The 23328-nt window shown below is 67.2% G+C and carries 23 protein-coding genes; 5 read left to right on the forward strand and 18 right to left on the reverse strand.

Annotation, left to right across the window (positions count from 1 at the left end; all coding sequences use genetic code 11):
• Positions 1-148: 148 nt before the first annotated feature.
• The 9 genes from BMY25_RS05870 to BMY25_RS05910 are packed head-to-tail and all read right to left on the reverse strand — an operon-like array spanning position 149 to position 9864.
• Positions 149-514, reverse strand: a complete 366-nt coding sequence (locus tag BMY25_RS05870) for a cupin domain-containing protein (protein WP_092495702.1) — start codon at positions 512-514, stop codon at positions 149-151.
• Between the two features lie 25 nt (positions 515-539).
• Positions 540-2486: an oxidoreductase gene (locus tag BMY25_RS05875; RefSeq protein WP_177176728.1), complete on the reverse strand. Its 1947-nt coding sequence runs from the start codon at positions 2484-2486 to the stop codon at positions 540-542.
• A gap of 7 nt (positions 2487-2493) precedes the next feature.
• Positions 2494-3654 (reverse strand): NAD(P)/FAD-dependent oxidoreductase, encoded by a 1161-nt coding sequence (locus BMY25_RS05880; protein WP_092495704.1) that lies wholly within the window; start codon positions 3652-3654, stop codon positions 2494-2496.
• A complete protein-coding gene (locus tag BMY25_RS05885; RefSeq protein WP_177176729.1) occupies positions 3651-5888 on the reverse strand; it encodes a GMC family oxidoreductase in 2238 nt (745 codons plus the stop codon). The genes BMY25_RS05880 and BMY25_RS05885 overlap by 4 nt, the downstream gene beginning before the upstream one ends.
• A 2-nt stretch (positions 5889-5890) precedes the next feature.
• Complete coding sequence (locus BMY25_RS05890; protein ID WP_304529031.1) at positions 5891-6691, reverse strand: amino acid ABC transporter ATP-binding protein; 801 nt, start codon at positions 6689-6691, stop codon at positions 5891-5893.
• Positions 6688-7374, reverse strand: coding sequence for an amino acid ABC transporter permease (locus BMY25_RS05895; RefSeq protein WP_092495706.1), 687 nt, complete (start codon positions 7372-7374; stop codon positions 6688-6690). The genes BMY25_RS05890 and BMY25_RS05895 overlap by 4 nt, the downstream gene beginning before the upstream one ends.
• Positions 7375-7376: 2 nt before the next feature.
• Positions 7377-8042: an amino acid ABC transporter permease gene (locus tag BMY25_RS05900; protein ID WP_177176730.1), complete on the reverse strand. Its 666-nt coding sequence runs from the start codon at positions 8040-8042 to the stop codon at positions 7377-7379.
• Between the two features lie 11 nt (positions 8043-8053).
• Positions 8054-8947, reverse strand: coding sequence for a substrate-binding periplasmic protein (locus BMY25_RS05905; protein ID WP_177176731.1), 894 nt, complete (start codon positions 8945-8947; stop codon positions 8054-8056).
• Between the two features lie 23 nt (positions 8948-8970).
• Positions 8971-9864 carry a tripartite tricarboxylate transporter substrate-binding protein gene (locus BMY25_RS05910; RefSeq protein ID WP_092495709.1) on the reverse strand — a complete coding sequence of 298 codons (894 nt, stop codon included), beginning with the start codon at positions 9862-9864 and terminating at the stop codon, positions 8971-8973.
• A 231-nt stretch (positions 9865-10095) separates the two neighbouring features.
• Here BMY25_RS05910 and BMY25_RS05915 point away from each other — a divergent pair, with 231 nt between their 5' ends.
• Positions 10096-11025, forward strand: a complete 930-nt coding sequence (locus tag BMY25_RS05915) for a dihydrodipicolinate synthase family protein (RefSeq protein ID WP_092495710.1) — start codon at positions 10096-10098, stop codon at positions 11023-11025.
• Between the two features lie 50 nt (positions 11026-11075).
• Here BMY25_RS05915 and BMY25_RS05920 read toward each other — a convergent pair whose 3' ends face one another.
• The 5 genes from BMY25_RS05920 to BMY25_RS05935 form a co-directional block, all read right to left on the reverse strand.
• Complete coding sequence (locus BMY25_RS05920; protein ID WP_092495711.1) at positions 11076-11864, reverse strand: SDR family oxidoreductase; 789 nt, start codon at positions 11862-11864, stop codon at positions 11076-11078.
• Between the two features lie 20 nt (positions 11865-11884).
• Entirely contained in the window at positions 11885-13183 is a 1299-nt protein-coding gene (locus BMY25_RS05925) for an NAD(P)/FAD-dependent oxidoreductase (RefSeq protein ID WP_092495712.1), read from the reverse strand.
• A gap of 15 nt (positions 13184-13198) precedes the next feature.
• Complete coding sequence (locus BMY25_RS05930; protein WP_092495863.1) at positions 13199-14557, reverse strand: dihydroorotase; 1359 nt, start codon at positions 14555-14557, stop codon at positions 13199-13201.
• Positions 14557-15219, reverse strand: a complete 663-nt coding sequence (locus BMY25_RS20380; protein ID WP_143061895.1) for an aspartate/glutamate racemase family protein — start codon at positions 15217-15219, stop codon at positions 14557-14559. The genes BMY25_RS05930 and BMY25_RS20380 overlap by 1 nt, the downstream gene beginning before the upstream one ends.
• Positions 15220-15418: 199 nt before the next feature.
• Positions 15419-16162: a GntR family transcriptional regulator gene (locus tag BMY25_RS05935; protein WP_092495864.1), complete on the reverse strand. Its 744-nt coding sequence runs from the start codon at positions 16160-16162 to the stop codon at positions 15419-15421.
• Between the two features lie 213 nt (positions 16163-16375).
• Here BMY25_RS05935 and BMY25_RS05940 point away from each other — a divergent pair, with 213 nt between their 5' ends.
• The 4 genes from BMY25_RS05940 to BMY25_RS05955 are packed head-to-tail and all read left to right on the forward strand — an operon-like array spanning position 16376 to position 20406.
• Positions 16376-17590, forward strand: a complete 1215-nt coding sequence (locus BMY25_RS05940) for an NAD(P)/FAD-dependent oxidoreductase (RefSeq protein WP_092495713.1) — start codon at positions 16376-16378, stop codon at positions 17588-17590.
• A gap of 16 nt (positions 17591-17606) precedes the next feature.
• Positions 17607-18410 carry an AroM family protein gene (locus tag BMY25_RS05945; protein ID WP_092495714.1) on the forward strand — a complete coding sequence of 268 codons (804 nt, stop codon included), beginning with the start codon at positions 17607-17609 and terminating at the stop codon, positions 18408-18410.
• Positions 18407-19294 (forward strand): creatininase family protein, encoded by an 888-nt coding sequence (locus tag BMY25_RS05950; RefSeq protein WP_238858180.1) that lies wholly within the window; start codon positions 18407-18409, stop codon positions 19292-19294. Before BMY25_RS05945 ends, BMY25_RS05950 begins: the two co-directional genes overlap by 4 nt.
• Positions 19291-20406, forward strand: a complete 1116-nt coding sequence (locus tag BMY25_RS05955) for an NAD-dependent epimerase/dehydratase family protein (RefSeq protein WP_092495715.1) — start codon at positions 19291-19293, stop codon at positions 20404-20406. The genes BMY25_RS05950 and BMY25_RS05955 overlap by 4 nt, the downstream gene beginning before the upstream one ends.
• Before the next feature lie 21 nt (positions 20407-20427).
• Here the strand turns inward: BMY25_RS05955 and BMY25_RS05960 are convergent, their stop codons facing one another.
• From BMY25_RS05960 to BMY25_RS05975, 4 genes are read right to left on the reverse strand one after another with little or no spacing between them, the layout of a single operon-like run.
• Positions 20428-21078 carry an amino acid ABC transporter permease gene (locus BMY25_RS05960; RefSeq protein WP_092495716.1) on the reverse strand — a complete coding sequence of 217 codons (651 nt, stop codon included), beginning with the start codon at positions 21076-21078 and terminating at the stop codon, positions 20428-20430.
• 11 nt (positions 21079-21089) lie between these two features.
• The gene (locus BMY25_RS05965; RefSeq protein WP_092495717.1) at positions 21090-21746 is read right to left on the reverse strand and encodes an amino acid ABC transporter permease; all 657 of its coding nucleotides are present in this window, start codon (positions 21744-21746) and stop codon (positions 21090-21092) included.
• Between the two features lie 4 nt (positions 21747-21750).
• Positions 21751-22539: an amino acid ABC transporter ATP-binding protein gene (locus BMY25_RS05970; protein WP_092495718.1), complete on the reverse strand. Its 789-nt coding sequence runs from the start codon at positions 22537-22539 to the stop codon at positions 21751-21753.
• Positions 22540-22542: 3 nt separating this feature from the next.
• Positions 22543-23322, reverse strand: coding sequence for an AroM family protein (locus tag BMY25_RS05975; RefSeq protein WP_092495719.1), 780 nt, complete (start codon positions 23320-23322; stop codon positions 22543-22545).
• Positions 23323-23328 lie beyond the last annotated feature (6 nt).

Below are 23328 nucleotides of genomic sequence, written 5' to 3' on the forward strand. Positions count from 1 at the left end.
GGGCGGCTCCGGCGTGGGCCCGTTAGAGGGTTATCCGGCTCCAGAGGGAGCGGATATCGCGCCGGAGCAACAGACCTCCCGTTTCTAGAGGTGCCTACTTTTTGCCGCATCTCCGCCGGTGGGCGCGAGTTGGCAAAGGAGAGGCGGCCTACATGTCGCCGTCTTCCTTGCTGGGATTGGCGCAGACCGCGATCACCAGTCCTGCGTCGCCGACGATGTGGCGGTACCGATAGCGGGTAGGCAGGTACATGGCGTCGCCGGGGCGGAAATCATGCTCCTCGCCGGTGGCTTCGACGATCTGCCGGGAGTGCCCGTGCAGGCAGTAGAGGATGACCTCGTGCTTGCCGTCGCCTTCCACCATCACGTCGAAATTCGGCATGTAGGTCGTGATGTGGAAAGACATCGACGAACCCTGCTTCTTGTTGGTGATCAGGCGATGCGTGAATTCCTGGTCGGGGTGAACCCAGGTCTTGGTCGTGGTTTCCTGTCTGGCCCAGACAATCTTGTCGCCCATGATCGTGCCTTTCGGTGTGTTGAGACTAGATGGAGGCCCCTGCCTCGAAACCTTCCAGAATGGCGGCCTCCACGTCGCGAGTGGCATAGGCGTCACCGACGATGCGACAGGGGAGGGCGCGCGCCTCGATCGCGGCGGCAAGCTCGTCGCGCGGCAGGCCCGGGGCTGCCGCGACGATGGAATCGTAGCTTTCCTCGTGGCTGACGGTGCGGGTGAATGGATTGAAGAACGTCACCCTGCCCCCATCGAACCGATGGGCTTCCACCCCCGGCCGGAACCTGACGCCCGCCTGCATCGCCCGCCTGTAAAAATAGGTGATGTTCTGGATCTCCAGTTTCTGTCCGACATGGAAAGAGGGCGTGGCGATCTCCACCTCCCGCCCCGCCTCCGCCAGCATGATGGCGGTCACCATGCCGGGCTGGCGGTCGAGATAATCGAGGATCAGAACCCTGGCGCCGATCCGGTCCGGCTCCGCGACCGCCTGGTCCACCGTGAAAAGAGGGGCGGTCGCCGCGCCCGGAACCCGAAGGGTCGCATGGTGGGCTCCTGTCGCCAGCACCACTGCGTCGAAGGCGTCTGCCGCCAGGTTCTCCGCCGTCACAAGCGTGTTCAGCCGGATTTCCACTCCCAGGCGCGCGACGCTCTCGCTCTTGTGGTCTATCAGCCGCCCCCATTCCTCCCGCCCCGGCGGGCGGCGCGCGAGTTGCAGCCTGCCGCCGAGCCGGTCGCCGGCTTCCGCCAGCACGACCTCGTGCCCGCGTATCGCCGCGACACGGGCGGCCTCCAGCCCGGCCGGTCCGCCGCCGATCACCAGCACGCGCTTCGATGGAGACACGGGAAGAAGCTCCCGGTATTCGTTCTCACGCCCCGTCACGGGATTTCCGACACAGCTGATATGACGGCCGCGATAGAGGCGACCGAAACAGGCCTGCTCGCAGCCGACGCAGGGGGTGATCTCATGGGCGCGCCCGGTGCGGGCCTTGACCGGCAGGAAAGGGTCCGCGATCAGCGAGCGGCACATGCCGGCCATGTCGGCGTCGCCGCGCGCCAGCATGGCTTCGGCGATTTCCGGTGTATGGATGCGGGTGCCGTGAATGACGGGAACATCCACCGCATCCTTGATGAGGCGGGCGGTGGAAACGAAGGGCGCCGGCTCCAGCCCCATCGGCGGCTCGTGCAGCATGTTGCTGACGAGGTCGCCATCGGTGCCGGCGCTGACATCGACGTAGTCGAGATCGCCGGCGGCGACGAGCAGCGGCACGATCTTCGCCATGTCAGGCCCGGTGAGACCGCCTTCCACCAGTTCGTCGCCGGAGCAGCGGATGCCGAGCGGGATGTCGGGACCGATGCGGCGTCGTACGGCGGCCAGGACTTCGGCCGGAAAGCGCACGCGGTTCTCCAGCGATCCGCCGTAGCGATCGTCGCGGAAATTCGTGAGCGGCGACAGGAATTGCTGCAGCAGAAGGCCATGGCCGCAATGAACCTGCACGCCGTCGAGACCGGCCTCGATGCAGCGCGCGGCGGCGGCGGCGAAGGCGTCGACCAGCAGGTCGATCTCCCCGGCCGTCATGGCATGGGCGAGTTCGCCGTATTTCTGCTCGTAGGCGTTCGACGCCGACCACAGCGCCACGGGTCGGGCGCTGGAGGCGAAGCCCATATGCGAGAGATAGCCGAAGACCTTGCCGTCGTGGCGGTGCACGGCCTTGGCGAGGCGCGACAGGCTCGGAATGATCCGGTCGTCATAGTTGCAGATAAGGCCGGTGATGCCCGGTGAGGTCGGGTGCACCTGCTGCGAGCCGACCATGATCAGCCCCACCTCACCGCGGGCGCGCTGCTCGTAATAGGCGATCATCCGCTCGTCCGGATTGCCGTCCCGGCCCATGCCGGTGCCGTGGCCGGTCAGCACGATCCGGTTGCGGATGTCGGTTCGACCAAGGCGGATCGGCTCGAAGAGGTGCGGGAACGCCGTCATGCCGGGATCACAGCAGGATGGGCTCGGCCCGGAAGCCCGCGACGACATCGACATCGGCGTCGAAGCGGGATGGGCTGAACGGTGCGAGAACCGGCTCCGGGCCGCGCAGAAGATCCGCCGCCACCAGCCGCCCGATCTCCGGCGAGATCTGGAAGCCGTGGTTGGAAAAGCCGGTTGCGAGATAAAGACCTTCAGGCCCCGCGCTACCGATCAGCGGCATGGAATCCAGGGTCTGAGCCTCCGCGCCGGCCCAGCATTGCGCCAGCTTGAGACTGGCCATTGCCGGCAGAAGCGCCACGGCTGAACTCCACTGGCGCGCCACATGCGCGTCGATCACCTCGACCGAGGGTTCGCTGGAGGAGGCCGGGGCGGCTGGACGGGCGAACCAGCGGCCGCCCACCATCATCTGGCCCGACGGGGATCGCTTGAGGGACAGGTTGCGTCCCATCGCCGTCAGCGTCGGCGTGAGCAATGGCGGGGCGACATCGGAGAGCAGCATCTGCAGGCCGCGCCAGCGGATCGGCAGTTCGATGCCGATCGACGTCAACAGCGACACGCTCCAGGCGCCGGCCGCGAGAACCACGTGGTCGGCGCGGAGAATGTCCCCGCTCGCTGTGACGCAGCCTATCCGCCCCTCAATCTCCGACAGGCGGATCTCGTCGGCGAACTGGCAGGTCGCGCCGAGCCTCACGGCCGCGCGGGCGAACGCTCTCGCCGTGCGGGCGGGGTGCGCCTGTCCATCGGCGGGGGTGAACTCACCGAGCAGGACGGTGGGCGCGAGCCCGGGAACGACCTTCCCGAGGGCGGCACCCCCTTCGATCCGTTCGGCGGCGATGCCTCCGGCCCGATCATGGGCGATGCGCTCGTCCAGCGCTGCCGCCTCGCTTTCCGTTTCCGCAACATGCAGGTGACCCCCGCGCGACACTTCCAGCCAAGCGTCGAGTTCGCCTTCGAGCGTGGCCCAGCGCCGGGAGGCGGCAAGGGTGATCGCATGCTCGGCCGCGTGCCGCCCCTGCGAGCGCAGACCCCCGGCGCTCGCCCAGCTGGCGCTCGGCATGGACGCAGGCACGCATCGGTCCACCAGCGTGACGGCGGCTCCGTCGCGCGCCAGATGGTAGGCGATGGACGCGCCGATAACGCCGCCGCCGATGACGATCACCGAACTCATGCGGGGATCCTCACCGCCGGCGCGGCGGTGTGCAGGCCCGCGATCTTCTCCGCCGCCCGCAGCGACAGCGCCAGGATCGTCAGCGCCGGATTGACCGCGGGGAGGGAGACGAAGTTGGAGCCACCGAGCACGAAGAGCCCCGGCGTATCGTGGACTTCACCGAAGCCGTCCACGACCGACGCTTCGGCATCGTGCCCCATCCGGGTGCCACCGACATCGTGCGTGCTGATCGGCCCGGTCAGGAACTGCCGACGCCATGTGCGGCTCGCGCCCATCCGCTTGGCGATGGCTTCCGCCCGGTCCTGGAGGAAAGCCATCAATCGCCGCTCGTTTTCGCCGATATCGAAGGTGATGCGGATGACCGGCCGGCCGAGATCGTCGCGAACGTCCGGATCGAGATCGAGGCCGTTCGTCTCGTAGGGCAGGATCTCGGGATCGATGAAGAGCATCGACGTGCTGTTGTAGGCGCCAGCGAAGAAGTCCCGCCACTTTTCGCCCCAGCGCGGCACGTCGGGGGGCAAGACGCCGGATGCTTCGATCGGCAGGTACTGGTTGAAGGCGGCGATGCGGCCGCCGCGAATGAAGTCGAGGGCGCCATGGTCGAAATGGTCGGCTGACAGGTCGGCGATCGCCATGGCCTGTGCCGTCGGGCCGATGAAGCGGTTCAGCGCGCGCCCCTCGAAGACCGCATAGACGGAAGGCTGCTGCCGGGTCATGTAATGCCGCCCGACCTGGCCCGTCTCGTTGCCGAGGCCGCGACCGTGACGCTTGTCGGTGGAGAGCAGCAGCAGGCGCGAATTCTCGAAGGCATATGTGGCGACGACCACCGAGCCGCCGCCCTGAAAGTGCGTTTCCCCGTCCGGCGTGCGGTAGCGCGCACCGACCGCTCTGCCGCTCTCGTCCGTGACGATATTGAGGACACGGGCGCCGGTGACGATCGTCAGCCGACCCGAGGCAAGCGCTGCCGGAAGCACCGTGTTCTGCGCCGAGGCCTTGGCATCGACATGGCAGCCGAACCGCGAGCAAAAGCTGCAATAGGTGCAGGCATGCCGCCCCTGGTAGGGCGCGGTCAGGATCGCGGCCGGCAGCGGGAAGGGGTGATAACCCTCGGCGCGGGCCGCGTCGGCGAAAAGCTGACCGAGGCCGCTGGTCCTGAGCGCCGGCATGTCGTAGGGCGCCGAACGGGGCGCCTCGAACGGATTGCCCCGGGAGCGCGCGGGATCGCGCCGGTTGCCGGCGTGGCCCGACACGCCGAGCAGGCGCTCGGCCTCCTCGTAGAACGGTTCGAGGTCCCGGTAGGACATCGGCCAGTCCGCCAGCGTCGAGCCCTCGGGGATGCGCTCTTCGCCGTAGCGCTCGACCGTGGCGCTGCGGATGCGGAAATCGTCCTCGTAGAAGCGCATGGCGACCGCGCCCCACGCGACCGAATTGCCGCCGAGCGCCGTCTCCAGTCCCTGGGACATGGTGGCCCGCCTTGCGGGCTCGCCCGCGTTGCGCCGCCATGTCGGCACTTCGGAATTGAACTTGGCCGCGCCCCCTGCATTGCGGAACGCGGTGGCGAGGAGTTCGTCCATCGCATGCTCGCGCCCGTGACGCGCCGGTCCGGCTTCGAGGATGACCACCTCTAGGCCTTGCCGCACCAGTTTCTCCGCCATGAAGGAGCCCACCGCTCCGCCGCCGATGATGACGACGTCCGCTTCCCGGGGAGCGCTCTTCTGCGTGGTCGGCGTGGCGCGCAGCCGGGCGCTTTCCGACAGGTCCCGGAAGCTTGCCGGCTGCCGCTCCACCTTGCGGTCGAGTGCCTGCTCCTCCGCCCGGTAGCCGAACTGCGCGCCGGCAAAGCCGATGGTCTTCCAGCCGGCGAAATCCTTGTTGCCGCCATGGGCGGGATCGCAGAACAGCCCTTCGCGCAGATGCCGCCAGATCAGGTCGAAGCTGCCGCGGTCAGGGTTGTCCGGCAGTCCCGGCAGGCGGTTCGCTTCCCATTCCGCGACGACCGATGCGCGGACCTCCGGCGCGGCAGCGGCGAAGTCAGTGCCTCCCGCGCTGTCCAGCGCCGCGATGACGGCGCGGTATTCCGGGACATGGGCGGCATAGGGCCCGGCAAGGGCGGCGAGGATGTAGTCAACCGCACCGATCTCCGTCGCGCCGGCAATGCCCTTGCCGGCGGGAAACAGGTGCTCGAAAAGGCAGGCGAGCGTGCGGATTTCGGCCGGCGAAAGAGGTGAGGTCATGATCATCCCCGGCGCAGCAGGCGCTGCAGGAAGGCTTGGGTGCGGGCATGTTGCGGGTTGCGCATCATCTCGGCGGGGCTGCCGGTCTCGATGATTTTGCCCTTGTCGAAATAGACCAGCGTGTCCGCCACCTCTTCGGCGAAGGCCATCTCGTGGGTCACGACGAGCATGGTCATGCCGTTTTCCGCGAGATCGCGCATGACGCGGAGGACTTCGCCCACGAGTTCGGGATCGAGCGCGGAGGTCGGCTCGTCGAAAAGCATGACGCGCGGTTTCATGGCGAGCGCGCGGGCGATGGCGACACGCTGCTGCTGACCGCCGGAAAGATGGGAGGGATAACTCCCTTCCTTGCCGGCGAGCCCGACGGCGGCGAGCAGTTCGCGCGCCGTGGCGATCGCTTCCGCCTTCGTCACGCCGCGCACAGCCATCGGTGCCTCGATGATGTTCTGCAGCACGGTGAAATGCGGGAAGAGATTGAAGTGCTGGAACACCATGCCGACGTCGGCGCGGTGGCGGCGAAGCTCCCGGTCCTTCGCGCGGCGAACGCTGCTGGCGCCTTCAACGATCCCCATGAGGTGACCGTTGACCCAGACGTCCCCGCTATCGGGCGGATCGAGATAATTGATGCAGCGGAGCAGCGTGCTCTTGCCGGAGCCGGACGCGCCGATGATGGCGACGACCTGGCCGGCATCGACGGAGAGGTCCACTCCGTCCAGCGCGACAAGGCTGCCGAAGGTCTTTCTCAGCCCGGTCACCTCGACCATGGAGCGAGGGTGCTTGTCGGGGGCGGTCATATCTATCATGCGGGAAGGGCCTCCACTTCGGCTGCGCCGCGCCTGGCGGGCCGGGCGAGACGCCGTTCGGCCCAGGCCTGGAACCCGGCGAGCGCCCCGCTGATCACCAGGTAGAGCGCCCCGGCAATCGTCAGGAACATGAAGGGCTGGTAGGTGATGGACGTCGCGCGGACGGACTGGCCGGTGAGGTCTCCGACAGCGACCATCGAAGCCAGCGACGTGCCCTTCACCATGATGATGGCGCGGGTGATGTAGGGCGGGATCAGGATGGGGATCGCCTGCGGAATGATGATCCGGCGCAGCGTATGGGCGTAGGAGAGGCCGAGCGCCTCGGCGGCCCTGAACTGGCCGGCATCGATGGCGGAAAGGCTGCCCCTGATGTCCTCGCTCATATAAGCGGCTCCCACCAGGGTCAGGCCGATGCTCGCCGCCGTCAGGGGGGACAGGCGGAGGTGGAACTGGGGCAGCGCATAAAAGGCGAAGAACAGCACCAGCAACGCGGGAATCACCCGGAACAGGTTGACGTAGATCGCCGCCGGCCACGCGACCCAGCCCAGGCGGGATGTGCGCATCAGGGCGATCCCCATGCCGATGATCGTGGCCAGCACGATGGAGATGAACGACAGCCAGAGGGTGACCAGGAAACCCTGCAGCAGGCTCGGCGCGTATTCCTTGAGGAGTGTCATGTCCATGCTCACCTCACCGCGCGGTGGCGGGCCGCCCAGCGCTCGCCATAGAGCTGCAGGACGAGCAGGGCGCTATCGAGGACGGCGTAGATCGCCCCCGCCGCGATCAGGATTTCAAAGGGGCGGTAGGTCACGACGAAGACCTGCTTGGCGGCATGCGTCAGTTCCGGCACGGCGACGGCGGCGGCCAGCGCGCTGCCCTTCAGCACTTCGGTCGCGTGCGAAATGAAGGGCGGCAGCGCGGCGGGGATCGTCTGTGGCAGGATGATGCGGAACATCGTCCGCCCCTTGGACAGACCCAGCGCTTCGGCCGCGCGCCACTGGCCTTCCGGCACGCTTTCCAATCCGGCGCGGAACACTTCGCCGAAATAGAAGGCCATGTAGGCTGTCATCCCGACGATGGCCGAGGGCAGCGATTCCAGCGTGATGCCGAGGCTGGGCAGGCCGAAAAAGACGAAGAACAGGATGAGCAGCGGGGGAATGCCGCGGAAAATCCCGCTCAGGATGCCGAGCGTGATGCGTACGGCGGCATTGGGAATGCTGCGCAGTTCGGCCACGAGGATGCCGAGCGGCGTGGCGAGCACCAGGACGGCCGCCGTCAGCTCCACGGTGACCAGCGTTCCCCGAAGGAGCGCCGGCCAGACCGTGCGGAGGATGTCGAAGTGGAGCACCACGCCGGGGCCGGTCAGTAGCCGATGCGGTCGAGGAAATCGACGTCGGCGGTCGACGGCGCGTACTTGCCGACGAGGTTCTTCAGCGTGCCGTCGGCGCGGTAATTGCCGAGAAGCATGTTGGTGGCGACAAGGAGATCCGACTCGCGCGGGTTGACGCACAGGCCCTGCGGGAAGACGTGGAGTGCCGGCCCGACGAGCGCCAGATCGTCCTTGTTCGGCGCGGTCGCCAGGATATCGAGTGCGTTGGCGAGATTGGTGGCCACGAGGTCCACCTGGCCGTTCTGCAGGCCGATCAGCGATTCCGGCATGCCGGGGAATTCGGTCGATGGCGACTTCGGCAGTGCCGTCTTGGCATCCTCCAGATAGTTCTCGCCGCGCACGCCGCCCAGCGGCTTGCCGTTCGCATCGGCGAAGGTCTTGATCCCCGTGTCCTTGCGGGTGATCGCGACGGAAGCGTTGATGCTGGTCGGCGCCGTCATCAGGAACTGGTCGGAGGCGAGGCGTTCCTTGGTCCAGGAAGCGCCGTCGCAGGCGAGATCGAAGCGGTTTGCCGCAAGGCCGGGCAGGATGCCGGACCACTCGATCTGCACGAACTTGACCTTGAGGCCGAGGTCGGTGCCGATCTGGCTGAAGAGATCGACATAGCTCCCGGTGAGCTTGCCGGAGGCGGGATCGACAAAGGTGCGGGGCGGGGCGGAACCGGTCGTGCCGATGGTCAGCGTCCCGGACGTGACGAGATGCTTCAGCGGCCAGGGCTTGGGAAAGTCGTTGATCGGCTTGGGTGCTCCCAGCGCGTCACCGAAGGCGGTGTCGTCGGCGGCGAAAGCCGTGCTGCCGAGGCTCGGCGCGAGCGACAGGGCAAGCGGCAGGGCGAATGCGGCCGCGAGAACTCTCTTCCTGTTCATGCTTTCGTACCTTTCTGATCGGTTCAGGCGAAATGCGGCGTTTTCGGAAGCAGCCCCGCGAGGCCGAGATGCTTCGCGTACCAGTCCCATTCCGTTTGGAGGAATTCGGCGAAGGCGGTGCCCGGCAGGAAGCCGTCGCTTTGACCGTTGCGCGCGAGATAGGCCCGCCACGCCTCGGTCCGCGTCACGTCCCGGGCGACGCGATGCCAGTGTTCCTGTTGCGGAATGCTCAGACCCGGCGGTCCCATGAGGCCGCGCCAGAGCTTGAAGGTGACGGGAACGCCGATTTCCGCCAGCGTGGGCACGTCGGGGAACGGGGAGAGGCGATGCTCGTCGAGCGCCGCGATCACTCGCAGAGTGCCGGCCTCCACATGCGGCAGGATTTCGGCCGCGACGCCGCAACCCCAGTCGATGCGCCCTTCGATCAACGCGGTCCACACGGCCGGCTCGCTTGGCGTGACGATGAATTCGACGTCGGCGCCCGTGCCGTCGGCGATCGCAAGGCCGAGCAGGTGGTTTATGCCGCCCTTGAAGTAGCCGCCGGTGCGCGTCGTGCGGCGGGGGAGATCCCGGACGAACTCGGCGGCGCCTGCCCACGGAGCATCGGCGCGGGCGACGAGGAAGAAGCGATCCGTCACGAGGCGCGCCAGCGGCGTAAGCTGGCGGTGAGTGAGGCTCATGCCGCGCAGGAGTGGCGCTTGCAGGAAAACGGGCGTGCAGGTGGAAAGCACGTCGGGGTCGCCCGGGCGCCGGATCAGCAGCTCCATGGCGTCGACGCCGGGATCGTCGCCGCGCGATAGAAGCCGGAAATCCCGGCTGTCAGCTGCGCTTTCGGCGAGCCCCGCGAGAAACGCTTCCGCCAGCACGGGAGGCGCGCTGCCGGGTGGACCATGGACAATGAAATCGACCGGAGCCATCGCTCGAAGGTGTCCTCAACAGTCTGAATATTTCTTGTGATATCTCAGAGAGAATTTTGATACAATGGCATGTGCAAAAGTTTCGAGCTTGCCTAATTTACACGCAGACTAACGCGGCGATATGGCAGGGCAATCTGGATCGTTGTCGCGGCCCTTTCGGAGGGGCTGCAAACATGGACTGAGCCGTATGCGGCGACCGGCCTTCTGGGGCCGGTTCGATGGGGATTGAAGATGTTGCTGGATAGCAGTGCCAGGGGTGTTTACGTCATTTCCGCCACCCCCTTCACCGACACGGGCGAACTGGATCTCGCAAGCCTGGAAGCCCTCACGGATTTCTACCTGGAGCGGGGCGCTACCGGCCTGACGGTGCTGGGCATGATGGGCGAAGCGCCGAAGCTCTCCCCGGAGGAAAGCGCGGCCGTGCTCGAAACCGTGCTCGCCCGCGTGGCGGGGCGCGTGCCCGTCGTCGTCGGCGTGAGCAATCCCGGCATGTCGGCGCTGGTCTCCCTGTCACAGAGCGCGATGGCGAGCGGCGCGGCCGGAGTGATGATCGCGCCCTTGGCCTCGCTGAAGACGGAAGAGCAGGTCATCAATTATTTCGCGGCGGTTTGCTCGGCCCTCGGGCCCGACGTGCCTGTCGTCCTGCAGGACTTCCCGCTGTCGACCGGCGTCTACATCTCCGTGGCGACGATCGAGGCCATCGCCGCCAAGTGCCCGCAGATCGTGATGCTGAAGCACGAGGATTGGCCGGGGCTCTCCAAGCTTTCCCGCCTGCGCGCGGGGGAGACCGGGCGCGGCACGCGCCGGCTCAGCGTGCTCGTCGGCAATGGCGGCCTGTTCCTGCCGCAGGAGCTGGCGCGGGGCGCGGACGGCGCGATGACGGGCTACGCCTATCCGGAGATGCTGGCCGAGGTCTGCCGCCTGTTCGATGCGGGCGAGCGGGAGCGCGCGGAAGACCTCTTCGACGTGCATCTGCCGCTGATCCGGCACGAGACGCAGCCGGGCCTTGGGCTCGCAATCCGCAAGGAAGTCCTGAAGCGTCGGGGTGCGATCGCTTCCGCGCATGTGCGTGCGCCCGGTCCGAAACTCGACGGTATCGATCAGGCCGAACTCACCGGGCTGATGAACCGTCTGGAAAAGCGGCTTCAGCAACTCGGCTGAGCCGCGAAATCGAGCGATGCGGCGACCACGCCGCATCGCCTTTCCGCTTGTCAGACGGACTGGATCGAGCCGCCGTCGCAGCGCATCACCGTCCCGGTGACGTAGCTGGCGGGCTCGCTGACCAGGAAGGCGGCCACGGCGGCGAATTCCTCGACCCGGCCATAGCGTCTGGCGGGAATGGAAGCTCTCGACGCGGCGGAGACTTCCTCCACCGGCTTGCCGGTTCGCTTCGCCGCCGCGGCGTCGAGTTCGTCTACCCGCTCGGTGTGAATACGCCCCGGCGCCAGGATGTTCGCGGTGACGCCATCCGCTGCGATCTCGGCCGACAGCGTCTTGGACCAGCCGACGAGCGCCGAGCGCAGCGCGTTTGAAATTCCGAGATTGGGAATCGGCTGGACCACGCCGGAGGAAGCCAGCGTCAGGATGCGGCCCCAGCCGCGCTCCCGCATGTCGGGGACCAGAGCCGCCGTCAGCACGAATACGTTGCGCACCATGGCGGCGAATTGCGTATCCCAGATCTCGGGGACGACATCGGTCACCTTGCCGGGCGGCGGGCCGCCGGTGTTGTTGACGAGGATGTCGACTGCGCCGAGCTTCTCCTTCGCGCCGCGAACCAGCGTGTCCACCACGCCGGGGGCGGAAAAGTCGGCAATCAGGTAATCGGCCGTGCCCGGTCCCTTCGCGTTGAGTTCCGTGCAGGCCAGCTTCAGCCGTTCCTCGCCGCGTCCCGTGATCAGCACCCTCGCGCCCTCCTGCACCAGTGCGGTGGCGACACCGAGGCCGAGGCCCCGCGATGAGGCAAGGACAAGGGCACTCTTGCCCGACAGACCCAGATCCATGTTCGTTCCTTGTGTGAATGCTAGCCGCGACGACCGTCGAGGCGATCGCGGAAGTCGCTCCACGGCAGCCAGAAGGAGGGGCCGTGGCGCGTGATCGCCCGCGCTGGCACCGGCGTCGGGGCCTTGTGCGGCAGCGGAAAGGCGGAGATGTCGATTTCGCCCGTATGGAGGCGGGCGATATCCCGGCCGAGCGCGGTGGTGAGGGCCACGCCGCGCCCGTTGCAGCCGATCACCGCGTCGAGGCCCGGCTCGACGCTCATGAAGCGCGGCAGGGAATCCAGCGTCGCCGCGATCACCCCGTTCCAGACGTGGTCGATCCTGACCTGGCCCAGCATGGGAAATGCCCGTTCCAGCCGGCGGGAGAAGATCCTTGTCGCGCGTCGAAGATTCGCCGGTCCCGGGAGCACGAGGCCACCGGTGACCAGCCGCCCGTCAGGCGACCAGCGGACGGCGAAGGTGTGCCGCCGGGTATCCGCGACCGGCGTCCGCATCGGCAGGATCGTCGCCCCAAGCTCCGGCGAGAGGGGCGCGGTCGCCACCTGATGAACGCGGACGGGGATCATGCTCGCCTCGACCTCCGGCACGAGGCCGCCGACCAACGCATTGGTGGTGAGGATCACGCGATCCGCCCGCACGCCGCCGGCAGCCGTCTCTGCCAGCCATCGTCCGCCGTTTCTTTGCAGCTTCGTGACGCGCGACTTCCAGAAGAGGTTCGCGCCGAGACGCCGGGCAACTGCGGCGAGGCCGCGAGCATAGGCAAGGGGATTGATCTGGCCACCGGTGCGATCGAGAAGCGCACCGTGGTAGCCGGGGGTGCCGACCATCTCTGCCGTCTCTTCGGGCGTGAGAATATCGACACCGCGGCCGAGCGCCAGCCAGTCCGCCTGCCGCTGCTCCAGCACCTTCATCACCGCCCCGGTATGGGCAGGCTGGAGCCAGCCCGTCTGCTCTGCGCTGCACTCGATGCCGAGCCGGCGGATAAGATCGAAAACCAGATTGCCCGAGCTGCCGACCAATTCCGTGAGGCGGTCACCGGTTTCGCCGAGGGCGTCGCGAACATCCGCCGGGCCGAAGGCCGTCTTCAGGCTGGGCACGACAAAGCCGGTGTTCCGGCCAGATGCGCCAAAGCCCGGCTGTTCCGCTTCGAGCACCGTCACCCGAACACCGGCCTCCGCCAGATGCAGGGCCGTGGAAAGCCCGAGGAAGCCCGCGCCGACGACGAGAACGTCGGTGTCGTGGTCACCTTGCAGCGAGGGGCCGGCGTCGAGGGCGGGCGTGAGCGCGGACCACAGCGAACGGTCGAAGGTCTCGATCCCCATTCGGCCCGTCGCCCGTCAGCTTGCGCGCGGTACGAAGCGACCGTATCCGGCTTCGCCCGTGATATTCACCCCGTCCCAGACCTTGCGTCCGCGCACATAGGTCGCGGCGACGCGGGCGCCGAAGGTCTCGCCGTCATAGGGGCTCCAGTTCAGCCCGTCATGCGAATGGGAGGCGTCGAAGGGGAAGCTGCCGGTTTCCAGGACGGCGATGTCCGCGTCGAAGCCCGGCGCCAGCGCACCCTTGCGCGGCCACAGGCCGAAGAGCTTCGCCGGACGTTCGCTCACCTGCTCGCAGAGCACGCGGGCGGGGTTGGGGAGGCGCGCCGCGAGGTCGGTGTAGAAGGAGGGAACCAGCGTCTCCAGGCCCGGAATTCCAGCGCCGGCATCGAAGATCGACGGCACCAGCTTGTTGTCGACGGGCCAGCTCGAATGGTCGGATGAGACGAGGTCGATCTTGCCGTCCTCCAGTCTCTGCCAGAGCGCGCCCAGAACGCCGCTGCGGATCGGCGGGCTGACCTTCATGCGGGCGCCGAGGCGGCCGACATCCCGATCCGCGTCGAAATGGAGGTAGTGGACGCACATCTCGGCGGTGGCGCGCACGCCCTCTTCCTTGTAGCGCGCGACAAGGTCGTAGCCGCGCGGATGCGAGATGTGGACGATGTGGACATGCGCGCCGGTCGCCTGTCCGAGTTCGAGGAAGTTGGCGGTGGCGGCCATCTCCGCGGCGAGCGGCCGGCTCGGCAAATGGTATTCCGGCGTGGTCCTGCCTGCCTTCTTCAAGGCCGCGATCGCCGCGCGGACGATTTCCTGGTCCTCATTGTGCAGCCCGACCGGCAATCCCGTCTCCACGGACGCCTCCAGGATGGCGAGCGTATCGTCGGCGGGAAGGCGGGGGAAACGGACGGGGTGGCTTTCGATAGCCGAGATCTTGAAGGCGCAGACGCCCGCCTTGGCCAGCGGCGCCATGTTCGCCGTGCCCTGACCGGGCGCGATGGTGGCATAGAGGGCCACGTCGCAATAGGAATGCGCCTCGACGGCGGCGATCTTGGCTTCCAGCCGCTCCATCGTGTTCAGCGGATCGGGATTGTCATAGGGCATGTCCACCATGGTGGTGATGCCCCCGGCAAGTGCCGCCTGGCTCGTATCGGCGAAGCCGGGCAGGCCCTTGTAGCTGGTGGCATGTGTCTGGCCGTCGACAAAGCCGGGGAACACGAGCGAGGAGCCGTGATCGTCCACCGCCTTCGCTGCGGGCAAGGGGCCCTCGCCGATCGCGGCGATCCGCCCGTCGCTGACGGCGACCCAGCCCTGTTCCAGAAGACGATCCGGCAGGACCAGAGTGCCACGGACGATCCGGTCGTAAGACGTCTCGCTCATCATGCCGCCTGCCTGTAGCCGAGGGTGAGGTGATTGATCGCGCGCATCGCGGCCGCCTGCGTCGGATCGACGACGGGAAGCCCGAGCCGCCGCTCGATCTCGCCGCGATACCCGCCCATGCTGGCGCAGCCGAGGATCAGCACGTCGGCCCCGTCGATGTCGCGAAGTTCGGTGCCGACCTCGACGATGCGCGCCAGCACGCGCTCGGTCTGGAGCATTTCGGTGACGCCGATCTCCAGCGGCCGGTCGCCGGCCAGCCGGTCGGTCAGGCCGAGGGCGCGGATGTTGCGCATGTGGCGGGGGATGGAGCCCTTCTTGATGGCGACGATGCCGAAGCGCCTGCCCAATCCGGACGCCATGTGGAAGGCGGATTCGGCAATGCCGAAGACCGGCTTTTTCAGATTCTCCCGGGCCAGCGCGAGACCCGGATCGGAGAAGCAACCGATCACATAGGCATCCGCCGGATGGCTTTCGAAATGACGGACGAGCGGAAGAACGACGCTTTCCACATGCTCCTGCGTCTCGATCCCGGCAGGGCCTTCCTCAAGGGTCTCGCAGACGATCTCGGGGCCGCCGGGCGTGCGCACCAGTTCGAGCGCGGCGTCCATGGAGGCCGTGACATCCTGCGAACTGTTGGGATTGAGAACGAGAATGCGTGTCATGTCACCCTGCCTGAGGCTCATCGAACGTCCTGCGGCAGAATGGCTGTCGCGATTTCCGGTCACCGGGCTCGATCGGGATCGTGGCGACGAGCCGCTGGCACGCCAGCAGGACACATCTGGAATATCACAAGATATAAATAAGGCAAGCGCAGCAAACGGCCTGGAGCCGGCCGGGGCACGGCCGGCTTGAGAGGGAGGCTCAAAGGGCCATCTGGCCGATGCGCTTGGATGACGCGATTTGCTGGACGAGACCCTGCCGGGTCACTTCATTGTGCCGGATCATGATGGCGCGGGCCGCGTCCCGGTCGCGCGAGCGCAGCACTTCCACGATCTCGTGGTGATCGTTGGTGGTCTCGCTGTTCACGTCGCGCAGGCGGGCCCCGAGATAGAAGAAGCGCTCCAGTTCGTCGATCGTCCTGACGAGTTGCTGGTGCAGCCGTTCGTTGCCGGAGGCTCGGGCGATCTCCGTATGGAAGTCACGGTTCGCCTCGATGAAACGCTTCAGGCTCGGCTGCTCCGAACGGTCGTAGACGACGTCGGCCAGCGCGTTGAGATGGGCGATTTCCTCATCCGTGATACGCGAGCAGGCAAGCTCGGCCGCCCCGGCTTCCATGATGGTCCGCAGCTCGAAAAGTTCGTTCATGTCGCCGAACGTGATCGGCACCACCTGATAGCCGCGACGGGGAAAGGTGCGGACGAAGCCCTCCGACCGCAAAGTCGCCAGAGCTTCCCGGACCGGCGTCTTGCTGACCTGGAAGCGTTCGGCCAGTTCGGCTTCGGACAGTTCCCGGCCGGGCTCGATCTCGCAGGTCAGGATTTCGGAGCGAAGCCGGTTGTAGACCTGCTCCGTCAGCGACGAGGCCTTCCGCTTTCTAGGGCCGGCCGCTTCTCCCGTATCCCGGGAAATTTGCGTTTCGACCGTCTCGGAAGGCTCTCTGCTCATAAAATCCTCGCTGTGGCGGCTCGCGGTCCCGTTCCCGAGCTTCGATTCGTCGTCTGGAAGGGAAGGCTCACCGTCATTCGCTTCATGCATATCCCAACTCGGGCGGCCTGATCCATTCCCGCCCGCATCCTTCGGCTGTGGCGATCTCCACCCTAGATGGCTTGACCCGTCTGATATAGCAATTAATATATCACAGAAATCTGGAGTTGAGCGGTGCCTCTTCGCGTCTCGAGTGATCCCGCGGATCTTGCGTCCCGCCCCGACGTCGCCGTCATCGGCTCGGGCATCGTCGGCCTTGCTTCGGCTTTCTTCGCTTCCCGCGCAGGGCTGAAGGTTCTCCTGCTGGAGCGGATGCAGGCTCCGGCGGCGCTGACCTCGCGTCGCTCCGGCGAGGGGGTCCGTGCCCAGTGGAGCGCGGCGAGGAACATCGCGATCTCGCTGGAATCGATCGCGCTGTACCGGGACTTCGAGGAACTGGTCGGGGTCGCGGGGCATCATGCCGGATACCGGCCGATCGGCTATCTCTATGCCAGCCGCAGGCCGGACGGCGCGGCGGCCTTGCGCGAGCGGGTCGCGTTCCAGCGCAGTATCGGCCTTTCCGATGTCGAATACCTGGAAGGAACCGCGCTTTTCGAGCACGCGCCCATGCTGGCGGAGGACGCGATCGGCGCCTCTTTCCGGCAGGGCGACGGCGTCATCGATATCGACTGGGTCATCCGGGGCTATCGCGCGGCGATGGATGCCGACCTGCTGCTCGGCACCGAAGTCCGGTCGATCGCCTCGGATTCAGGCGGCGTGACGCTGCACACCAGCCGTGGCCACATTTCGGCCGGCGCCGTAATAGTGGCGGCGGGCGTGCGGGCGGCGGGTCTTCTCTCCGCTTTCGAAGACGCGCCGGAGATGCGGACCGCGCAATCTTCCATTCTGCGGGTAAAGGCGGACGGTATTCCGCTCGATCATCCCACCACCATCGACGTGGATATCGGGTCGTTCTGGCGTCCCGACGAGGGTGGTGCCCGCATCACGGCCTCGTTCAGCGGAAGGCGGTTCGTTGAGGACGGGCTGGAGGATCCCGCGCCGGAACGCGGCTATTTCGATCATGCCATCCGGACGATCCTGCCGATGACGCCGCGCTGGCGGGAATGGTCCGCCAGTCTCCGCGACGCCCATCTCAGGACGGGAACCTTCGCCGTCACGCGCGACGGCTCGCCTGTCATCGGGGCGTTGCCGAGCGCGCGCCATGTCTACGTCAACGCCGGGTACGGCGGCCACGGCGTGATGATGAGCCCGGCAGGCGGCAGGCGGCTGGCCGGGCTTCTCGCTTCGGGAAGGCCGGATCCCGCCAATCCCTTCGCCGTGGAGCGCTTCACGGACGGGCGGCCGCTCGAGCCGGAAACCATGACGATCCACCTCACCGATCAGCCCTAGCGACAAGGAATTCGACATGGCGAAGACGACCAGGCTTGGCGTCGTTACGACCGGCCATGGGCCGCGCGACGAGTATATCCACTATCACGAGCGGATCCTCCGCTCGCTCGGCGCCGACGTCGAAGTCGTCATCCGCCACATCTACGGGGGGCTGACGCTCGACGAGCTGCTGCCGCATCAGGTCGGGAAGGAGACGCCCAATCTCGGCGCCCATGTCCATGTACCCGGCGCGGTCGGCAACCATATGGGCGATGGCTGGGAGCACCGCTTCTTCGCGCTCGACTTCGCCATAGACAAGGTTCAGGCGGCAATCGATCACCTTGAGCAGGAGGACGGGGTCGACATGGTCCTCCTCGCCTGCGCCGCCGAATTCCCGGAAGGGTCCATCAGCGCGGGAACGCTGCTTATCCACCCGCGCGAACTGATGTTCTCGGTCGTGGAGAACATCGCCCATGGCTCGCGCCGCAAGGTGCGGATCGGCGCGCTGGTCGATGCGGAGCACGCCGACCACGATTATCGCGACTGGGCGCAGCGGCCGTTCTTCGACCGGATCGAGCTCGTCATGTCGCCGGTGACGGCCACGGCGCTGGCCGCCGCCGAGGAACTCGGCCGGCAGGGCGTCGAGTTCGCCTTCTTCTTTGGCTACGGCATCGGTCTGGCCCCCTTCGATCCCGTGGAGGAGGTGCCGCGTCTGGAGGCGGCCATCGGCGCGCCGCTGATCCTGCCGCACCGGGTCGCCGGACTTTTCCTGCGCAACCTCCTCGCGCCCGGCCTCGACGACTACGCATTTCTTCCGAACGGTTGGGGACTGAACTCGTGACCACACCGGCCTTTCCGCGCACGCTGCTCTGGCAGGATCTCACCAGCGACGAACTCGCCGCCGCCCGCGATGCGGGTGCGATGGTCGTCGTGCCCGTCGGTGCCATCGAGCAGCATGCCGCGCACCTTCCCGTCGAAACCGACGCCCGGCTCGCCACCATGGTGACCCGGATGGCGGCCCGGCGCGTGAGCGCGCTGCCCGTCATCGTGGCGCCGACACTGCCCTTCGGCTTTTCCCCGCACCACCTCAGCCATCCCGGCACGATCAGCTTCGGGCTGGAAACCTACCTGGCCGCGCTGGGCGACATCGCCAAGTCGATCGCCAATTCCGGCTTTCGCCGCATCGTCCTCGTCAACGGCCATGGCGGCAACAATGCGCCGCTGCGCTCCAAGGTCGGCCAACTCGTGACGGACGGCTATCCCGTGGCGACGGTGGAATATTGGGTGCCGGGCGAAAGCCGCTGGATCCCGAAACTCCTCGGCGCCCTGAAGCGGGGCGGCCATGCCTGCGAGCAGGAAACGGCGCTGATGATGGTGCTGGCCGACAACGAGGCGGAGAAACGGCGCATCGCCGAGGCCGCGAAGGACATGAAGCCGCGCGTGATCCAGCCCTGGATCGCGCCGGGTTACGCTGAGGATCCGATCACCGAGGCAGGCGCCGCATGGCCGCCCATCTTCCAGGCCGACGACGGAGGCTATTACGGCGATCCCGCCGCCGCGACGGCGGAAACTGGCGAAGTCATCCTGGAAATCATCGTGGAACGTCTGGCCCGGTTCCTCACCGGTTTCGCCGCCGCCCCCCTGCGGCTCGGCGTCTCGCGCGATCCGGCGCGTCCTCTGATCTCCGAGCCCCTGATCTCAGGGACGGCGGGCGCGTCATCATGAGTGGCTGCGACGTCCTCGTCACCGGCGCGGGTGCGGTCGGCGGCCATGCCGTCGAGTTCCTCGCCCGGCGGCCGGAGATCCGGCGCATGGCCGTCGTCGATCTGCGCGCGGATGTCGCACAGGGCGTCGCATGGCGGGCGCGGCTTGGCGCCCTGCAGGAGGATCGCAACGTCTCGGTGGAAGGCTTCGGCCTCGATCTCTCCGACATTGGCGCGACGCGCGAGCTGATCGAACGGCTGCGGCCCCGCGTCGTCCTGCATGCGGCGACGCTGCTGACCGTGCCGGAGATGGCGCGTGGATTGAGCCCGGAGGATTTCGCCCGCGTTCGCGCCGACGGCATGGGCGGCTTCCTGGCTGCCCACATCCTGCTCGCCAAGGTCGTGCAGTCCGTGCTGGACGGCATGGATATCCGCATCCCGATGATCACCGCGCCGTTTCCGGACTTCACCAATCAGGTGCTCGCCCGCACCGGCACGGCGCCGATCACGGGCATCGGCAACGTCGACAACATCGCCTGCGAAATACAGGCGATCGTGGCGGAGAAGCTCGGCGTCTCCAGCCGCGACGTCACGCCCATGATCGTCGCCCACCATAGCGTCGGCGAGTGGTTCCAGCGCTCGGGCTCCGCCGGCGATGCGCCCTGGTTCGCGCGGGTGATGGTGGATGGAAAGGATGTGTCCGAACGCTTCGACCTGACGGCGCTGATGTCGGAAAGCTCCGCCCGCATCCGGCCCGTGCCGCAGGAACAGCGAACGGCCGCCTCCGGCGTCAAGGCCGTGCTCGCGGTGCTGCGCGACGAGGGGCGTTATCTCCACTCCGCCGGTCCTTGCGGACGCGCGGGCGGCTGGCCGGCGCGGCTCTGGGCGGACCGGCTGGAACTCGTCGATGTGCCCGGCCTCGATCTTGCGCGCGCGGAGGCGATCAACAATGCCGGGCAGCTTGCCGGCGGGATCGAGGCGATCGAGCCGGACGGCACGCTGGTTGCGACAGCGCGATGCCGGACGATGATGCGGGATCTATTCGGCGTCGAGGTCGGCCGGGTGACCCCTGACGCGATCGAGCCGACGGCGCGTGCCCTGCGGCGGGCGCTTTCGCAGCGTATCGCCGCTTGACCTGACGACGGCACCGGCAGTTCAGGCAGGCAGCCTGAACTGCCTCTCCACTCCCTTTTGAACGGCGACCAGCACGCCGTTCAGCGCGAGATAGACCACCGCGACGACGATCAGGATCTCGATGGGCCGGTAGGTATCGGAGATCAGCGCCATCGCCTGTCCCGTCAGTTCGTTCACCGCGACGAGGCTTGCCAGCGCGCTGCCCTTGAGAAGCAGCGTCAAGTTGGAGGAAAGCGGCGGCAGCAGGATGCGCATGGCCTGCGGCAGGATCAGGCGGCGAAGCGCGAGCGGGAAGGGGATGCCGAGGGCGCGGCAGGCCTCGTACTGCCCGCGCGGCACGGCCTTCAGCGCGGCGCGGATGTATTCCATGTTGTAGCCGGCGGCGGACACCGTCAGTCCCGCGACCGCGGCGGGCACGGGGTCGAGATAGATGCCGAGTTCCGGCAGCCCGTAATAAGCGAGGAACAGCAACGCCAGCGTGGGCATCGCCCGCGTGGTCCAGCTATAGATCCCGGCGATCACGCGCAGCGGCGCCACCCGTGAGTCCCGCATGAGCGCGAGCGGAAAGGCAAGCACGACCGACAGCACGATGGTGGTCGCGGCAATCGCGACCGTGTTGAGCGTCGCTGCCGCGAGGAGCCCGGCATTGCCAGTGACGACCGACCATTCCATCCCGATCTCCGTTAGCTGTTCGCGCCGGTCTGGCCGGCAAAGCGGCGGGAGACCAGGACTTCGAGAACCATGAGGATGCTGGCGATGGCGGCATAGATGCCCGCCGCCACTAGGATCAGCAGGAACGGCTGGTTGGACATGGCGATACTTTGCCGGGTGACCGCCATGACTTCCGTGACCGCGATCGCGGAGGCGACCGCGAAGGCCTTCACGTTGCCGGCGGAGAAGGTCGCCCAGGCGGGCAGGACGGTCCGCACCACCTGGGGAAAGACGATGCGCCGCATGGTGAGCCGCCAGTTCATGCCGAGGGCACGGGTGGCTTCGAAAAGTTTCGGGTCCACCGACGCGAGGCCGGCGCGGAAAATCTCCGCCTGATAGGCGATGCCGATCAGGGTGAAGCCGAGGATCGCCGAGCCGACCGGGCCGAGATCCAGTCCGGCGGCAGGCAGCGCGAGATAACAGGCAAGCAGGACCACGAGTTCTGGCAGGCCCCGGAAGACCCAGCTGAAGATGGCGAGCGGCACGGAAACCGCCTTGCCTGCCGCCTCTGAGAGGATGGCAAGCGCTGCCCCGATGATCGTGGAGAGCACCGTCACCAGCGCGAACATCCAGATCGTCAGCCAGGTCGCGGCCAGGAAACGGGGAAATTGCGCGACAATGACGTCCATCGCGTCAGTCGACCACGCGCTGCAGGAACGTCTGCAACTCCGGCGTCCTCGGTGCCCTGAGGACCTCCTCCGGCCGGCCGCGCTCGCACATGACGCCCTTGTGCATGAAGAGCACCTCGTCGGCGACACCGCGGACGAACCCCATCTCATGGCTCACAAGGATCATGGTCAGGCCCTCGTCCGCCAGATCGCGCATGACGGTCAGGACCTCGCCCTTGAGTTCCGGGTCGAGCGCCGAGGTCACCTCGTCGAAAAGCAGGGCCTTGGGCTTCATCGCCAGCGCGCGGGCGATCGCCACCCGCTGCTGCTCGCCGCCCGACATCTGGTGCGGATAGGCGCTGCTCCGATGGGAGAGGCGCACCTTGTCCAGCAGCACCCTCGCTTCGGCGACCACCTCGTCGCGGGGCCGCTTCAAGACCTGCACCGGCGCTTCGATGATGTTTTCCATCGCAGTCATCTGCGGAAACAGGTTGAAGCTCTGGAACACCATGCCGACCTCGCGGCGATAGGCGAGGAGCTCGCGCTCCTTCTGCCGCACCCAGGCCGGCCCCTTCTTCGTCCAGCCGACGCGCTGCCCCTTCCAGACGATTTCGCCGTCATCGGGAACGACGAGCATGTTCAGGCAGCGCAGCAACGTGCTCTTGCCGGAACCCGAGGCGCCGATGATGGCGAAGACGCTGCCCTCGGCGACCGTGAAGTTGATGCCCTTCAGGACCTCGACGCCGCCGAGGCGCTTGACGACGCCGTGAACCTCGAGGATCGCGGGCGGCCGACGCGCCTCGGCGGGCTCCATCGATCAGAACTCCACGTGGATGCGTTCCGGCCAGGCCGGCGTCAGCAGGGTCCGGGCCGCGAAGACGTTGAGCACGTTCGGCGTCACCACGGGACATTGCAGTCCTTCGGAGATGCTGGCCAGCAGGTCGTCCGGGTCATGCGGTGCGAGGCCGTCGCCATAGCCCCAGATCAGGGCGAGATCGTAGGGCGCGCCGCCGCGAAGCTGTTCGACGGCCTGTCCGTCGGCGATGCCGATGCCGAAGGAGGCTTCGACGTTGGCCATCCACGGCTCCGACGTCCAGGTCGCCCGGTCCTGGTCGATATGCCATTCCGTCGGCAGGAGCAGCGCCAGCCGGAACTTGCCCTTCGCTTCCGTCTGGCGGCGGACGAGATCGAACATCAGCTGGTAGGGCAGGAGCAGCGGCACCGTGCTCCTGAAGCTGTTGGCCGGGTACATTTCCGCGCAGCACATCAGGATGATGTCCATCCCGTCCTGCTGGTGGGCCGAGATCGCCGCCTGCGCCCGCTCGATATACCAGGCCTGGTCGACGAAGATCTCTTCCCAGCCGCTGCCCATCCGTCGATCGGCCGGCGTGTCGTTGTGGACGTAGCAGCCGATGCCGAGCCCATCGGCCGGCTCGATCTGATGGGCGCGGATTTCCGCGCGGGTCAGGCCGTCCAGGCAGGCCCGCTCGAAAACGTCCGCCTCGATCCCGAGGGCGGCGAGCGCATTTCGGTGAAACGAGCGATATTCTGTGCGCGGGCTCTGGCCCGTGGTGATGATTCCGACTTTCTTCTTCATGCCAGC

It is taken from the genome of Faunimonas pinastri (assembly GCF_900110915.1).
GTDB lineage: Bacteria > Pseudomonadota > Alphaproteobacteria > Rhizobiales > Afifellaceae > Faunimonas > Faunimonas pinastri.